We start from the raw sequence: 17391 nt of genomic DNA, 5'->3' as shown, positions 1-17391 counted from the left end.
ACTTCAGAATCAAATTCTGAAGTCTCTACCGAACAAGTATAAGGTTAAGTATCTTAGGGTTAATATTTCTTACCTATACCCAAATGTATATCACCTGGGCAACACAAAATCCTGAATTTTGTGAACCTGTATTTTGAGTTAGTGAATCTGTAGATATGGTTTGTAAAGGAAAACCAGTGACTATGAGATTAAATCATAGAGATTGTCATAGTATTTTTTAGAAACTGGAATCACCTCGTTGCCAACATAAACAAAACCGCCATCTTCTTTTGTAAATTTTGATATTTTCTCTGAGTTGATAAGATATGAGCGATGAACTCTTTTAAATTGACTAGAAGTAAGGATAGACTCTGCGTATTTTAACGGTTTTGATATAATTACTGGCGCTCTTTCTGCTATATGGAATTCGGTATAACTTCCTGAAGCTTTACAAAATAAGATTTCTTCCGTGCGGACCACATGCACTCCCTGGTCTGTGGAGAGCGTTATGGTTTTAGGGGAATGATCAATTTCCTTTTTGTTCTTAAAGTGAATAGATTTAAATTGATCAATAGATTTGATTAAGTCTTTGAAATCAATTGGTTTTAAGATATAATCGAATGCATGCTCTTTTAATGCCTTAAGACTGTATTGTTCGTAGGCTGTTACGAAAATGACATGGAAATCTCTGTTAGGGAACATATCTAAAAAATCAAATCCAGTTCCTTCAGGAGGCATGGAAATATCAAGAAAAACCAAATCAGGTTTGTCTTTTTTTACCATTTTTATTCCTTCACTGATAGAGTGTGCAATTCCAAGGATGGTAATTTCAGGACAATAGTTAGATAGTAAAATTTTAATATTTTCTGCAGCAGCAAATTCGTCATCTAGAATCGTAGCGGTAATTTTCATATTCTAAAATTTTAAAACGTAAGGAATATTAAATGTAATTTTAGTACCTACGTAAATATCTTCATTTTCGTTTCGAAAAGCCTCAGAAATAGTTACATCTGACATTTCATTATTCAGTTCTGAAAGCAATTCGATTCTTTTTTTAGTCACAGAAGTTCCTAAAGATTTATGCTTTGTTTTTTTGACTTTACTGGCTTCGGCATTTTTAATACCAATTCCATTATCGCAAATTTCGATAAATAAAGTGTTTTGCTTTTTATGAATGGATAGTTTTATTTCTCCATTGGGATTGCTATAAACTTTTCCATGCCAAATCGCATTTTCAATATATGGTTGGATTAACAGGGAAGGAATAATACATTTTTCTAAATCAATTTCGGAGTCCATTTCTTCAGTATATTTAAACTCTTTTCTGATTCTCTTTTTTTCGAGATTTACATACATTTTAAGTGTTTCAAGTTCATCCTGTAGTAGAATAGTTGTTGAATCTGAATTTTGAAGAATGGTTCGAATCAATTTTGAAAATTCCAGGAGATATTGATTGGCATTGGTCTTTTCATTTTTGAGAATATAGTTCTGAATGGAATTTAAAGAATTAAAAATGAAATGAGGATTCATTTTTGATTGTAAAGAAATGATTTGCATTTCGTTGATGGTCTTTTGAAACTGTGCCTGAGTTTTATAAATCTTAATAGTTCTGATAGATAGTTTATAACCAAAAATAATAGCAATAATAATCACAACAGCCTTAAACCACCAGGTCATCCAAAAAGCAGGGATAATCGAGAATTGCAGTATTTGAACCTCACTTTCTACACCATCAATGTTGATGGCTTTAAGCTTAAGTGTATAATCATTTGGAGGAAGCGCATTAAATACGATATTATCATTAGTTGTAGTTTGCCAGGAATCATTGATTGGACTTAATTGATATTTATAGATAATATCATTTTGCGATTTATAAGAAATCGCATGATAGTTAATTTGGATGTTGTTGGAATCATGAGTAAGGTTGATAGTTGTGTCAATATTCATTGAGTATTCATTGCTCAACAAAGATTGAATATGAAGAATTGGTGGGGGTAAGGAATCATCGAGATGACTTTTATGAATTTTTCCAATTCCTTCGTTATTAGCAAAGAATAAATAATCATTATAAAATATTAATTGTCTAATATCAGCTAGCTCTAAACCGTCATGTTTTGTAATAACAGACCTTGGAGTCCATTCGTTCTTCAAATTTTGACTTAAGATAGAAATACCATTCAGAGTTCCTGTCCAAAGTATTTTATCCTTACTAAGGAAGAATTTTTTTATTTTAATTTTATCACTCTGCTTAATAATATTATAGAAAAAAGGTTTTTTAGGTCGTATATGTCTATTTCGATCAAAGTACCATTTTTCACCATAAAAATTTGTAGCGATAATAAGTTGAGATGGGTCTATTTTTTTTTTGTACTTAAATGAAGTATTGAATTGAACAATTATATCATCAGCAAAAATAAAGTTGTTGTCAATTTGAATAAAAGTTGAAGCTGCTATAAAAATGTGTTTGATATGTATTGGGTTAACGAATTTAAGACCTTTTTTTGTGTCGTCTATTGGAGTCAGATAAGAATCAATAGTATCAGATGTTATAGAAAATTCATTACTAATTTCGTCATACTTATAATTATAATATTGAGAGTTTTGATTTGATCCAAAGTTGAATATTATGGAATTATCCTGTTTAATAGCTCCATTGATTAAATTTTTTTCGGAGTTTGATATTTTATAAAAATGTAGGTCTTTATTTGGAATATATATTAAACCACTTGTTAATGTTGATGCCCAAATTCCATTTTCATTATCTATTGTAAATCCGGTAATATGATAATCCTTTAAAAAATGAGCAATAATTTGTTTCTCATTAAAAATAATTAACCCAGAATTTGTACCTATTCCAAATCTGTTTTTGTTTGCGAAAAAATGTACTTTTCCTAGTTTATTAGTAAGGAAAATATGTTTGGAGTTTTTTTGCTTATCCATTCTATTGACCGTGTTAATTATTTGAGCCATAGAATTAGATGTGATAGTATCAATATTAGATAATTGATTAGGTTCTATAGTTGTATTTACTGTTCCGTTATCGTCAATTGTTATCGTAGAAAAATTAACTAAAGTTAATATGATAGAGTTAGAAGCAGATTTTTTAAACCCTGTAATAGTATGACCTGAAAGTAGATTTGATATAGAGTTTATTATTTTATCATTAAACTTATAGGGAAGGATTCTATTGTTTTCTAGATAATAAAGTTTTTTACTATAAGTCATAAACCAAATACGACCATTGGAATCTTCTTGGATTCTAAAAACCGTATTATCTTTTAAACCATGTTTTGTGTTATATGATATAAAAGTATGACCATCATATTTTACAACTCCATTGTCGGTACCTATCCAAATATACCCTTTAGAATCCTGGAACACATCATAAGTTTCATTACTAGGCAATCCATCTTTAAGTGTATAGTTGATGTAATTAACAGATTCTGGAATGGTTTGAGAAATCCCAGAATTTGTTATTAGAATTATTAAAATAATCCATATGTAAAGATATTGGTATGTGAAACAGGTTTTAATAATTTAAGAGTTATATTTCAGTACATAAGGAATGTTGAATATGATTTTTGTACCTACAAAAACCTTTTCGTTTCTAAAAGCTTCAGAAATAGTTACATCTGACATTTCGTTGTTCAATTCAGAAAGTAATTCTATTCTTTTTTTAGTTACAGAAGTTCCTAAGGACTTATGTTGTGTTTTTTTGACTTTACTGGCTTCGGCATTTTTAATACCAATTCCATTATCGCAAATTTCGATAAATAAAGTGTTTTGCTTTTTATGAATGGATAGTTTTATTTCTCCATTGGGATTGCTATAAACTTTTCCATGCCAAATTGCATTTTCAATATATGGTTGGATTAACAGGGAAGGAATAATACATTTTTCTAAATCAATTTCGGAGTCAATCTCTTCAGTATATTTAAACTCTTTTCTAATTCTCTTTTTTTCGAGATTTACATACATTTTAAGCGTTTCAAGTTCATCCTGTAGCAGAATAGTTGTTGAATCTGAATTTTGAAGAATGGTTCGAATCAGTTTTGAAAATTCCAGGAGATATTGATTGGCATTTGTTTTTTCATTTTTAAGGATATAGTTCTGAATAGAATTTAAAGAATTAAAAATAAAATGAGGATTCATTTTTGATTGCAAAGAAATGATTTGCATTTCGTTGATGGTCTTTTGAAACTGCGCTTGAGTTTTATAAATCTTAATAGTTCTGATAGATAGTTTATAACCAAAAATAATAGCAATAATAATCACAATAGCCTTAAACCACCAGGTCATCCAAAAAGCAGGGATAACAGAGAATTGTAGAGTTTGAATCTCACTTTCTACACCGTCAATATTGATGGCTTTAAGCTTAAGCGTATAATCATCAGGAGGGAGTGCATTAAATATGATATTATCATTAGTTGTAGTTTGCCAGGAATCATTGATTGGACTTAATTGATATTTATAGATAATATCATTTTGCGATTTATAAGAAATCGCATGATAGTTAATTTGGATGTTGTTGGAATCATGAGTAAGATTAATTGTTGAATCAATATTTTTAGAGTGCTCATTACTCAACAATGATTGAATGTGAAGGATTGGAGGAGGTAAGGTATCATCAAGATGACTTTTGTGAATTTTTCCAATTCCTTCGTTATTAGCAAATAATAAATACTCATCATAAAATATCAGTTGTCTAATATCGGTTAATCCTAAACCATCGTGTTTTGTAATAATGGATCTTGGAACCCATTCGTATTTCGTGTTTTGATTTAATACTGAAATACCATTATTTGTTCCTACCCAAATTTGGTTTTTTATGGAATCATAGACGAGTTGATTTACAGTATTACTCAATAATCCTGAATCTAAATCAATTGAGTTAATAATACTATCTTTTAATGTGAAAATTCCATTGGCCTTAGTTGCAAAAAACAGAGTGTTGTTTTTTGTTTCAATTATGTCTTGAATTCTGTAATTTTTGAGTGCTTTTAAGGATTCAATTTCTAATATATTATTATTTGTTGGATTGAATTCTAAGATGCCATTTGTAGTTGCTAGTAATATTTGATTCTTGTTAGTTCTATAAAACTTAAAGATTCTATTTGATGATATATTGTAGGGGAACAATTGCCATGTTATATTATAATAGTGATCATAAAACTGAGACCCTATTTTAGTAGTCCAACTGTTGATTTGGATTACCTTATGATTTGCTACTTTTTTTGGTTTTCCCTCTAAAACTTTAATTATACCTTGAATAGAACCTAAAAGTGTAATTGTTGGAGATAGTTTAATAATTGTATTTGGTGTATTTAAATGTTGATTGACGTAAATGGGGTTCTCAAACTTAAGCCCTTTAACAAGGTATTTATCCGGTATCGCTCTAAAATCAAGATTTTTCGAATAAGTAGTAAGTTGGGAATATGGGTGTCTTAATTCATAAAAGTGCGAGTCTTGACCGTATGAAAAAATCATGTTATCAGACTGAGGAACTATTCCGTAAAGATGTTCATTTTCTAATATGTTAATTTCAAATTGATTTAGATGTGAAGAGGGAACATAAAAAATGCCATTGGATAATGTTGAAATCCAAATTCCGTTTTCAAAATCGGAACATATTCCTGTAACCGTTTGATAATAAAATGGGAATGTGATTAATCTGTGGTTGATTTTATCCCAAGTAAAAAGATTCTTTTGATAGCTAATATATGTAGATTCGCTAGTTTTAAGTATATGAAGCTTTCCCCATTTTTCAGTGTTTATTATAGACTTATTACTATTGATTTCATTCATTAATTTATCTAAAGTCGCTTCTATTTTGGGTGTTATTTGGGGTAAATATCTTATTGACTTTATCGATTCGCTAGTAATATTACCGTTAGAGTCAATTTGCATATTTAATAAATTGACAAAAGTTAATTTTAAATTTTCGTTGAAATCTAGATGGAAATCTGTGATTGTATAGGTTAAATCAAGATTTTGCGTAGCTTCTTGGAGTTTTTCATTATATTTAAAAGTGTGAAATTCATTTTTCTCGTAAAAACAAAGATTCCTTCGATATGTCATAAACCATATACGTCCTTTGTAGTCTTCCTGGATTCTAAAAATTGTATTATCGGTTAAGCCATCTTTGGTAGTGTAGGTCTTGAATGTGTGACCATCATATTTAACGACTCCATTATCGGTACCAATCCATAAATAGCCTTTAGAATCCTGAAAAACATCATAGGTCTCGTTACTAGGTAATCCATCTGTTAAAGTATAATTGATGTAGTTTACAGATTCAGGAATAGGCTGTGATTTCCCTATTTGAATAAGAGTCAAAAAAAGAATCGTAAATGTCCATTTGATTTTCAACAGAAGCTTAGGATTATGATATGTATTTATGTGGACCCTGATGACTAGATAATTTAGATACAACAATAGCAAAAAACTTTCTAAAAGACTATGATTACAGACATCGTAAAGTATCTTAAACGAATAAAACCTTACAATGTTCTTACAATAGTGAACATTAATTAATGCGTTCTGCAATTACATTTGCACCAAAAAGTAATGATAGAGATAGAAGGATTATATACCTACGCCATTTTAGTGTTTACATCTTTCTTTACACTGATTAACCCCATTGGATCAATGCCGGTGTTTTTAGGGATGACCTCTACATTAACAGAAGAGCAACGAAAGAAAACTGCGTGGAAGGCTGTGGTAATTGCGTTTCTTACCCTGGTGATGTTTGCCTTTTCAGGGCAGTTGATGTTTTCTTTTTTCGGAATCTCTGTGAACAGTTTCAGAATCGTAGGAGGGATTATCTTTTTTATTATGGGGCAGGATATGTTGCATGCGCGATTGGGAAAGATGAAATTTAATGATGAGGCGGAAATCAATTCTTATGTAAGTGATATATCGATTACACCATTGGCCATCCCCATGATTGCAGGACCCGGAGCAATTACGAATTCTATTGTTTTAATGGATGATGCCAATACAATTGATCAAAAAATTGAACTTATATTGGTTATGGCATTTGTTATGTTTATTACCTACATCATATTTATGAGTGCCACCAGAATTTCGAAGTTTTTAGGAGAAACAGGGAATAGGGTGCTTATGAAACTTATGGGGCTTATTGTGATGGTAATTGCGGTAGAGTTCTTTTTCAGTGGGCTTACGCCAATCTTACAAGATATCTTTAAAGTATAAGAATTATTAATAGTTTAATTCATACTATTTCCTAAAATTCTTGATTAATCGAATTTGCTGTTCTATATTGCCGACCTGAAATAGTGTTTGCATTTTTGATTAAATCAATTGTTTATTAATGATTTATGTGATGTGTGAAACGTTGTTTTGGTACAAGAAAACACTATAACAAGAAGAAATAAGAGTAAATTATGGGAAGACCTCCAACTAAACCGAAAAAACTTAGAGACGGATTTTACATCGAGGTAAGAAATAGAGGAGCCAATACAGGTATAAAATTGGTTCGTGATACTGAAGAGCAAATGAGACATGCGATTGAAGAATACAGCAGAACTAAAGATGTGGTTATTCTTGGACAAAGTATCAACGGGAAGTTCGTAAATGATGTCAAGAAAAAGAAGAAAAAAGACGATAAAGAAGATTAAAGTCTTCATCTAAAAAATCTTTAATCCCCAGGTTCCGATGAATCTGGGGATTTTTTATGCCTCAAATTGTAATGCAACACTTATATTCAACATTGATGTTGCCTTTATTTGCTCATATTCATTGAAAGTTTGTCCTCTATATTTATGAAGTCGAGATAATATTTTCTTCATTTTGAGGTTTGTCCTGAAAAGGTGTATTTTGCGCTCCGCTTTATCAAAAATGTAAGAAGTATTGCTTCGTTTGAGATTTAAAAGATCAAGAATTATATGTCCGAAATAAAACACACCAATATCGCGAAATATATTGTGATAATTCTTGGAGCTATCCTATTTATAGCCATGTTTATAAAGGCCTCAATGACCTCATTTACCCATGATGAGAGCTACACCTACTTGGCTTTTATTCATGATAGTTTTATGGATATCATCTCATTTAAAAATTGGTATACCAATAATCACATTTTGAATAGTCTATCTATGAAGTATTCAGAAATGATATTTGGGAGTTCGGAGATTGCATTGCGCTTACCCAATTTGTTAGCCTTGTTGATTTACATGCGTTATTCCTATTTGCTTTACCGAAGTGAAGATCCAATTATTACAATACCTGTATTTGCACTATTGATTTCAAATCTGGCAATGATTGATTTATTTAGTGTGGCCAGAGGTTACGGATTGTCTTTCGGTTTTATGATTATGGGAATGTACTATTTGATCGAATATCTGCGGGAACCAAATCGCAAGTACCTGATCTGGTTTCATTCAGCTGCAATTTTAGCGAGTTTAAGCAGTTTTACCATGCTCACCATTTATGTGTCTTTTTTAGCAGTATATAATGTAGTGATCTTTATGGAGCAGTTTTATGTTAAAGCAGGCAAGTTTGAGCTGTTTCAAATAAACAAAGTGCATATTATTCCATTGTTGATTGCCACAGCCATTTTGTTTGAACCGGTAAGACGTGTACTCACATTTAGTAAACTAGATTTTGGAGGAAAGGAGGGTTTCTTTGAAAATACGTTGACACATGTTTCGATTAACTTAACACATGGATTAGGACTATCAGATACCGCATTTGTTGTAGCTAAAATAGTATTGGTTCTCATTGTGCTTTTAACATTTGTTTGGATCATATTTAAATTGATTCAAAAAGAGGTGCAGTTTTTTGAGAGTTATAAGGGCTTAATTGTATCGAATTTACTTCTAATATGTATTTCATCCATTATTATCTTGTCACATGTGATTCTTGGAGCGGATTATCCGGTGGCCAGATTTTCATCATTTCTAATTCCATTGTATCTCGTTCATTTTGGTTTTTTAGCGCAATATGTATCGGCTTTAGGAAATAAAAAGTGGATGGCGCCAGTAATGTACGGTTTAGCATTGGCTTCAATTATAAGTTTTGTTTTTAAGTTTGATTGGCACGCTTCATCGGAGTGGGGGTATGACATGTATACTAAAAACATGGTAGAAACATTGGAGAAATACCATCAGGATAATTTCCCAAATGAGACAGATGTAAGTTTGGGTATTCATTGGTTATTTGAACCAGCTACCAATTTCTATAGAGAGACACATCAACTAAATTGGTTAAATCGTGTAGATAGAGATGGCTTTGATGCGGGAGATCAATACTATTATATCTTCAAGGACCAATTAGAAGAACTTCGTCTCAATACGTTTGAGATCATACAGGAGTATGCAGAAACGGAAACTTACTTAATCCGAAATTTGGAAGTTGTTCCAGCGGAAGAGATAGAGTAAACTTAATCATAAGAAAATATAGTGTAAGCATTTGTTCGTATAGAATCCTTAGATTCGCAGTTCATTGAATAAGTATATGCTAAGGTTAGGGTTGTTGGCAGTTAACATATTGATCTATACCAATGTGTTTGGGCAGATTTCGGATTATTATCAAACTGCTTTTAATAGTAGTGATGCGACTTTAAAGCAAGAGTTACATCTGATTATTCGTAATCATCAAGCCTATTCGTATACATCATCATCCACCGATGTATGGGATATTCTTAAGCAGACAGATCAGGATACCGTAAACCCTAACAATGTCATTCTTATTTATTCTGGAAGAAGTGTGGATGCGGCACAGGAGTATAACGGAGGACAAGGATGGAATAGAGAACATGTTTGGGCAAAGTCACGAGGTGATTTTGGAACCAGCACAGGAGCAGGGACTGATGTACATCATTTAAGACCATGTGATATTAGTGTAAATTCTACCAGAAATAATCGAAATTTTGATGATTGTGTATCTTGTATAGATGTGGTAGATGATGGGTATCAAACAGGGTCAAAGAGAGATGCTAATTTATGGACCTTTGAACCACCTGATGCGGTGAAGGGAGATGTGGCCAGAATGATTTTTTATATGGCTGTTCGCTATGAAGGAAATGGCAACGAGCCGGATTTAGAACTTACAAATACCTTATTGAGTAAAAGTGACAAAAATCCGTTACAAGCTTCATTGACAACTTTATTAGAGTGGCACAGAAATGATCCTGTATCCGATTGGGAAAGAAATCGAAATGAGATTATATATACCAAATTTCAAAAGAATCGAAATCCCTTTATCGATTATCCCGAGCTAGCCGAATACCTATGGGGAAATCAAATTGGGAATAGTTGGAATCCGAATGTGACATCTATTTTAGAATTAGGAAACGAACAAGGTTTAGTTTATCCGAATCCCACCAGCGGAGTTGTGAATATTGTAAGCCAGTTTGATCATGCAATTCTTTTAGATCAATACGGACATGAAATAAAAATAGAATTCGTTCAGGGAAGTAATGATTTATCCATTTTATCACAGGGTTTATACGTGCTAAAACTGATAAAATCTGACGGGCAAATTCAATATCAAAAAATCCTTAAAATCTAAAATTGAAATTCTGACAAAAGGACGATTATATTCGTTAACTCTCCGTTTTACGCGTTTTGTGTAAAAAACAATAATAATTTCTAAAGCATTGTAATTCAGTAATAAGTAAGGTTTTCTTTACAAAAAGGAAACTTTAATACAATTTAATATGTGATTAAAGTCACAGAAATTGCATTATATTTGATTGAAATAATTGTCATGGTAGTGTAATTTTGAGTAGTCATATTTACACAAAAAATTGTATTATGTTTACGAAAAATACACTTAAATGGGTCGGAATTGCTTTAGTACAAGCAATTGTATTTCAACCTGTCATGGCGGCAGATTCTGCCGGAGATTCAAATCCTAAAGATACAGGAGTAGTTACAATCGGAGCTCAAATCAGACCGAGATTCGAATACCGTCACGGTTTCAAAAAACCATTCTCAGATACTTTAAAAGCGGCTGGATTCGTAGAGCAACGTTCTAGAATCTGGTTCGATTATAAAAATTCTAAATTTCATATTCATTTAAATCTGCAAGACGTGCGTATGTGGGGTAGCACAAGTCAGATTTATAAGGCGGATCCTTCTATGTTCAATGCATATGAAGCATATGGGGAGTATTATATGAATAAAAACTGGGCATTTAAAGTAGGACGTCAGGCGATTGACTATGATAATGCACGTTTCTTTGGTAATTTAGATTGGGCTGCACAAGGACGTAGCCATGATGCATTTGTGATCAAGTATCAAGATGCTACTAAAAAATTAAAAGTTCATGGTGGATTCGCGTTTAACCAGTTCCAAAATGAACCAAAGTACTTGTCGTTCAGTCAATACCAGCTAAATAATTATAAAATGATGGGGTATGTTTGGGCGCATAAAGACTGGGATAAGTTATCTGCTTCCTTGTTATTCAACAATGACGGAAGAGAAAAAATCGCTGATTCTTCTGTGGTAAGTAGCCAAACTATTGGTTTAATTCCTACATATAAAGGTGATAAGTGGAAAATCGGTGCAGAGATGTATTACCAAATGGGTAAGAATGTTGCTGATCAGGATATTAGCGCATATTTTGTAGCATTGAACTTTACTTACAAAACTGATCTGACTCCAATTACGATTGGTGTGGATTATGCTTCAGGAACTGCACATGATGCAGATGCGAAGAATAACAACTCATGGAATCCTCTATATGGTACAAATCACAAGTTTTATGGATTTATGGATTACTTCTATGTAGGTAATGCACATGGCCAAAATGGAAGAAATACCGGGTTAATTGATATTTATGGTAAAGCGAACTTTAAACTAGGTAAGACCAATAAACACTCATTATTAACTTTTGTACACTATTTTATGTCTCCGGTGGAGTTATTGGATTTAACAGATCCTGCTGGAACCAGAACAGTAGATTCTGGATTAGGTACTGAGATTGATTTAGTTTACAAAGTAGTATTAACAAAAGGAGTATCTGCCAACGTAGGTTATTCTCAAATGTTTGCTACAGATTCAATGAAGCAAATTAAGAATATGGCCGATCCGGTAAACGGTTTAGCAAAAACCGGAACGAATAACTGGATGTGGTTACAAATCAACTTCGCAACAGATCTTTTGAGTATTAAAAAATAAATTTTAGACATGCGCTTTATTTCTAATTTAAAACCGCCAAAGAAATGGCAAACCTGGGTGATCATACTTTCGGGTTCCGTCATCGGTTTAGGTTTGTTTATCTTACAGGAATCTAAAGCCATTTCTTATTTATCTGATGATCCGAAAACTTGTATTAACTGTCACGTAATGACACCTGAATACATTACCTGGGATCATAGCTCACACGGAAAAGTGACGAATTGTAATGATTGTCATGTTCCCCATGATAATGTGTTCAGAAAGTATGCCTTTAAAGCAAAAGACGGGTTATATCACGCTACTATTTTTACGTTACATGCAGAACCGGAAGTTATCGTCATGCATGAAGCAGGACAGGAAGTAGTAAAGGCCAATTGTATCCGTTGTCACAGCGACCAGGTTACAGATGCTAAGGCATCCGCCTGGATAGAAGGACATGATGCGAGTAGAACAGATAGACAATGTTGGGAATGTCATCGTGAAGTTCCTCACGGACGTGTAAAAAGCTTGTCATCTGTGGGTTATCAAGTAGAACCATTATCAGAAGAAGAGAATAAAGAGTCCATTGTACCACAGTGGATGAAAGAACAAATCGACCAAAACAACACTAAAAAGTAGAATTATGAAAGCTAGAAATTGGACACTCCTGGTGGTGACTATTGTAGTTGTATTTTTATTAGGATTATTAGCTAGTAATATTACCAACCGGAAAGCAGAGGCACGTTTTGCATACATGCCTAAGATTGAGATTGATGAAAATGAATCTGATAATGCCGTTTGGGGGGAATATTTCCCAAGAGAGTATCAGTCATTCATGCAAACCCTGGATACTACGTTCAAAAGCTATAATAGCAAAGACGGGTATAAGGATATGCTAGAAGAGTCTCCAAGATTAGTTGTACTATGGGCAGGTTATGGTTTTGCGAAAGACTATAATGCACCAATTGGTCACGGATATGCAATTACCGATATCCATAATACATTGAGAACAGGAGGGCCAACAGGTCCTGGAACTGGTCCAATGCCAAGTACTTGTTGGACTTGTAAAAGTCCGGATGTGCCACGTTTGATGAACGAATTGGGTATTGAGGAGTTTTACAAAGGAAAATGGGCAGACAAAGGTCCTGAAGTAACCAATCCTATTGGATGCGCGGATTGTCACGATTCTAAAAACATGAGTTTACGTATTTCTCGTCCTGCATTAGTTGAAGGATTCGAAGCTATGGGAAAAGATATCTCTGAAGCTTCTCACCAGGAGATGCGTTCATTAGTATGTGCACAGTGTCACGTAGAGTATTATTTTGATAAGAAAATTCCTGGTAAAGAAGGCGTACCATATTTAACATTCCCTTGGAAAAAAGGTATGGGCGTTGAAGAAATGGAAGCTTATTATGACAATATCGAGTTTGCAGATTGGACGCATACCATTAGTAAAGCTCCTATGTTAAAAGCACAACACCCGGGTTACGAAATGTTTACTCAGAGTGTGCATGCTAAACGTGGTGTTTCTTGTTCTGATTGTCATATGCCATATAAAACTGAAGGTGGACAGAAATTCACAGATCACCATATTCAGTCTCCATTGGCTAATCCGGCAAATTCTTGTCAGGTATGTCACCGTCAGGAAACTAAAGCTTTAGTAGGCGATGTTTATGAAAGACAAGCTAAGAACAAAGAGCAAGCGATTGAGTTAGAAAAATTGCTGGTACGTGCACACGTTGAAGCAGGTAAAGCCTGGGAATTAGGTGCCACTGAAGAACAAATGAAACCGATTTTAATGGATATTCGTCACGCACAATGGCGTTGGGATTATGCGGTGGCTTCTCACGGAGCTTCTTTCCACGCACCATTAGAAGTAAGTAGAATTATGACTTCCGGAACCAGAATCGCTCAAGAAGCACGTTTGAAATTAGCACGTTTATTAAGTAGCTTAGGATTAAACGAACCAGTACCTTATCCAAATATTGAGACAAAAGCATTAGCTCAAGAATACATTGGATTGGATATGGAAAAATTAGAAGCGGAAAAAGAACAATTCAAAAAGGATGTACTTCCTACATGGATGAAAGAATCTGCAGAGTAGTTTTTTTCAGAATTTAAATTTAAATAATAATAAAATGGTGCCCCAGGGCACCATTTTTACTTTTGCGTCATGATGAAGCAGTTGATGGGTTTTCTGAGTTCCAATAAAATATCCCTGATCATATTATTGATATTTGGAACTGCTTGTGGATACGGCACATTTTTAGAAAATGATTACGGAACGCCTGCGGTGAGAGCAGTTGTATATGATGCCTGGTGGTTTGAATTGATCATGGGGTTATTGGCGGTAAATTTTCTTCTAAACATTCAGAAATACAGATTGTATCGAAGAGAGAAATGGTCTTTGCTATTTTTTCATTTGGGATTTGTGGTGGTGCTCATTGGTGCATTCGTAAGTCGATATACCGGATTTGAAGGAGTGGTGAGTATCCGGGAGGGACATGCGACCGAAACTATGCGGAGCAATAAAAGCTATCTGACACTAAAAGTAGATGAAGAAGAGTTAGTGAAAGGATTAGAACCAACCGTATTAACCCCTCCAAAATTTGAATATACACTAAACGATGTTACAGTATCAAGCGTAGATTATATTCCATTTGCAGAAAAAGACATTGTAGCCGGAGCTGATTATTTATTGACCGTGGTGATGGCCGATCAGGGGCAGCGAGCAACATATGTGATGAAAAGGGGGCAGGTCATAGATTCACCTTATGGAATGATTGGCTTTAATGCCAATGATCCGGTAGATGTACAATTACGATTGGAAGGAGACCAAATGTTTATTCAATCTAATGTACCTGCCGAAGTTTTAGAAATGGCGACACAAACTTCTGGCAGTTTTGCTGCAGATACTTTAGTCCCTTTGAAATTTGCCTCATTATACAGAGCTGGAGCTATGAGTTTTGTGGTAAAGAGCGCACACCCGGATTCCAAAATTGGTTATACTTCTTCAGAGGATAAGAAATTACAAAGAACCCTTTCTGATAAAGTTATTTTAAATGTAAGCAGTGAAGGAGAACATAAAGAAATTGCGTTGGATTACCGACCTACAGAAACATCGAAATCAAGTGAATTCAAACTCAACGGAAAGCAGGTGAGTGTGGCTATTGGACCTGAAATTATTCCTCTGGGATTCTCATTGTACTTAAAAGATTTTGAATTGATCCGTTATCCTGGAAGTACCAGTCCGTCCTCATACTCCAGTTATTTAGATGTAATCGATGGATCAGAGAAATTTCCATATACCATTTACATGAATAATGTATTGGATCACGGAGGATTCCGTTTTTTTCAGGCATCATATGATACGGATGAAAAAGGAACGGTATTGAGCGTAAATCATGACTGGTGGGGAACACAAGTGACCTATTTGGGATATTTTTTATTGACACTAGGGATGATCTGGAGTTTGTTTGCCAAAGACAGTCGTTTCCAGTTTTTAAGTCGTTCATTGGCTAAAGTGAAAAAGCAACGAATGACCACATTGATTTTGTTATTGTTTTCGCTGACTGTAGTTGGACAAAACTCTGGTGAGTTTGAAAAGGTATCCGGAGTATTTCCAAAAGAAGTGGGACAAGCTTTTGGTGGATTGTTATTGCAAGACATGGACGGTCGAATCAAGCCGGTCAATACATTGGCATCCGAACTAACCCGTAAACTAACCGGAAAAACGACATTCAATTTGCAGTATGATTCGGTGAAAACCAAACTGGACGTCAATCAGTTGTTTTTGGCCATTCATGCGAAACCTCAATTTTGGACCTTTGCACCAGTGATTAAGATTGATCAGGAGAAGGGGCGTTTGATTCAAGAGAAATTGGGAAGTACTTCGGAGTTTTTGGCGCTTAAAGACTTCTTTAATGCGGAAGGGCAATACAAACTTCAGGATATGGTGGATGAAGCGTATAATACCAAGCCCGATCAGCGCTCAGCCCATATGGAAGAAGTGATTAAGGTAGATGAGCGTTTCAATATCTTGTATCAGGCCTTAACTGATTCATACATGAAGATGTTCCCGAAACCTGATGATTTGAATCACGGATGGTTTACAGATAAATCTGTTTTATTGGGTGTAGGACAGGAGGATTCTGTTTTTATTCGGAATATCCTACCAATGGTTTTTAATGCGAGTGATTCTGCGAGAATGACGGGAGATTTATCCAAAGTACACGAATACATTGGTTACATCAAAAAGTACCAGGAGCATTACGCAGAAGACATTATTCCATCTCAAAATCAAATCAAAGCAGAATTATGGTACAATAAAATGCGCCTGTTTTTCCATTTGTTCTACAGTTATGCACTCGTAGGACTCATTCTATTAATCATAGCCATCACATTACTTTTCAAACCACGTTTGATACTATTTAAAATTCAAAAAGGACTGGTGTATTTTACAGCTTTCTTATTTGTAGTCCAAACTGCCAATATGATTATCCGTTGGTATGCGGGTGGATATCCGCCATGGAGTAATGGATATGAAATGACGATTCTGGTATCCTGGGCGACCATCTTATTTGGAATCTTATTCCATAAAAAGACCGATTTTATACTACCGTTGGCTACATTGTTTACGGGGACACTATTGTTTGTTGCGTTTTTAGATTGGCTCAATCCGGAAATTACCAATCTGGTACCGGTATTGAAATCTTATTGGTTAAAAATTCACGTAGCCATTATAGTGGGGAGTTATGCACCATTGGCATTATCTGCATTATTAGGTTTCACTTCTTTATGGATGATGATTTTGGTAAGAAAGCAAAATGATGCCGTAAAGAATGCCTTAAAAGAAATCACGCTATTGAATGAAATGGCCATGACGATAGGGATTTATATGCTGACCATCGGAACGTTTTTAGGAGGTGTATGGGCCAATGAAAGTTGGGGACGTTATTGGGGGTGGGATCCGAAAGAAACTTGGGCATTAATCTCTATTTTGGCTTATGCGATTGTATTGCATTTACGTTTGATCCCGGTGATCAAACCATTTAAATACTGGTTTAGTGCAGCGAGCGTGGTAGCGTTCTTTAGCATTATCATGACTTCATTTGGAGTAAACTATTATTTATCCGGGTTACACTCATATGCGCAAGGAGATCCGTTACCGATTCCATCTTGGGTATATATTTTGGTGAGCGTGGTTGGAGTCTCTGTTTTACTGGCTTATTTCGCGATAAAACGAAAACAGAAATAGGATAGATATTTAAAGAATCCGTCTAAATTT

Annotated in this window: 11 protein-coding genes; 8 read left to right on the top strand and 3 right to left on the bottom strand. The window is 34.1% G+C overall.

Annotation, left to right across the window (positions count from 1 at the left end; translation table 11 throughout):
- Positions 1 to 180: 180 nt before the first annotated feature.
- The 3 genes from KFE94_00930 to KFE94_00920 form a co-directional block, all read right to left on the bottom strand.
- The gene (locus KFE94_00930) at positions 181 to 891 is read right to left on the bottom strand and encodes a response regulator (protein UTW66707.1); all 711 of its coding nucleotides are present in this window, start codon (positions 889 to 891) and stop codon (positions 181 to 183) included.
- A 3-nt stretch (positions 892 to 894) separates the two neighbouring features.
- Complete coding sequence (locus KFE94_00925) at positions 895 to 3384, bottom strand: histidine kinase (GenBank protein UTW66706.1); 2490 nt, start codon at positions 3382 to 3384, stop codon at positions 895 to 897.
- 132 nt (positions 3385 to 3516) lie between these two features.
- Positions 3517 to 6348, bottom strand: coding sequence for a histidine kinase (locus tag KFE94_00920; GenBank protein UTW66705.1), 2832 nt, complete (start codon positions 6346 to 6348; stop codon positions 3517 to 3519).
- A gap of 198 nt (positions 6349 to 6546) precedes the next feature.
- Between KFE94_00920 and KFE94_00915 the strand changes: the two genes are divergently transcribed.
- The 8 genes from KFE94_00915 (at position 6547) to ccsA (ending at position 17361) form a co-directional block, all read left to right on the top strand.
- Positions 6547 to 7194, top strand: coding sequence for an NAAT family transporter (locus KFE94_00915; GenBank protein UTW66704.1), 648 nt, complete (start codon positions 6547 to 6549; stop codon positions 7192 to 7194).
- A 191-nt stretch (positions 7195 to 7385) separates the two neighbouring features.
- On the top strand, positions 7386 to 7619 hold the full coding sequence (locus KFE94_00910; GenBank protein ID UTW66703.1) for a hypothetical protein: 234 nt from the start codon (positions 7386 to 7388) through the stop codon (positions 7617 to 7619).
- Between the two features lie 267 nt (positions 7620 to 7886).
- Positions 7887 to 9380, top strand: a complete 1494-nt coding sequence (locus KFE94_00905; protein ID UTW66702.1) for a hypothetical protein — start codon at positions 7887 to 7889, stop codon at positions 9378 to 9380.
- Positions 9381 to 9456: 76 nt separating this feature from the next.
- Positions 9457 to 10512 carry an endonuclease gene (locus KFE94_00900; protein ID UTW66701.1) on the top strand — a complete coding sequence of 352 codons (1056 nt, stop codon included), beginning with the start codon at positions 9457 to 9459 and terminating at the stop codon, positions 10510 to 10512.
- A 314-nt stretch (positions 10513 to 10826) separates the two neighbouring features.
- Positions 10827 to 12125, top strand: coding sequence for an alginate export family protein (locus tag KFE94_00895; protein ID UTW68183.1), 1299 nt, complete (start codon positions 10827 to 10829; stop codon positions 12123 to 12125).
- Positions 12126 to 12134: 9 nt separating this feature from the next.
- Positions 12135 to 12743, top strand: coding sequence for a cytochrome c nitrite reductase small subunit (gene nrfH, locus KFE94_00890; protein UTW66700.1), 609 nt, complete (start codon positions 12135 to 12137; stop codon positions 12741 to 12743).
- Positions 12744 to 12747: 4 nt separating this feature from the next.
- Positions 12748 to 14208 (top strand): ammonia-forming cytochrome c nitrite reductase, encoded by a 1461-nt coding sequence (gene nrfA, locus KFE94_00885; protein UTW66699.1) that lies wholly within the window; start codon positions 12748 to 12750, stop codon positions 14206 to 14208.
- 69 nt (positions 14209 to 14277) lie between these two features.
- Positions 14278 to 17361 (top strand): cytochrome c biogenesis protein CcsA, encoded by a 3084-nt coding sequence (gene ccsA, locus KFE94_00880; protein UTW66698.1) that lies wholly within the window; start codon positions 14278 to 14280, stop codon positions 17359 to 17361.
- Positions 17362 to 17391: the final 30 nt, after the last annotated feature.

Source organism: bacterium SCSIO 12643 (genome assembly GCA_024398135.1).
GTDB lineage: Bacteria > Bacteroidota > Bacteroidia > Flavobacteriales_G > Salibacteraceae > CAJXZP01.
Note: the sequence above shows the minus strand (reverse complement) of the source record. Positions and strands in the feature narration are given on the sequence as shown.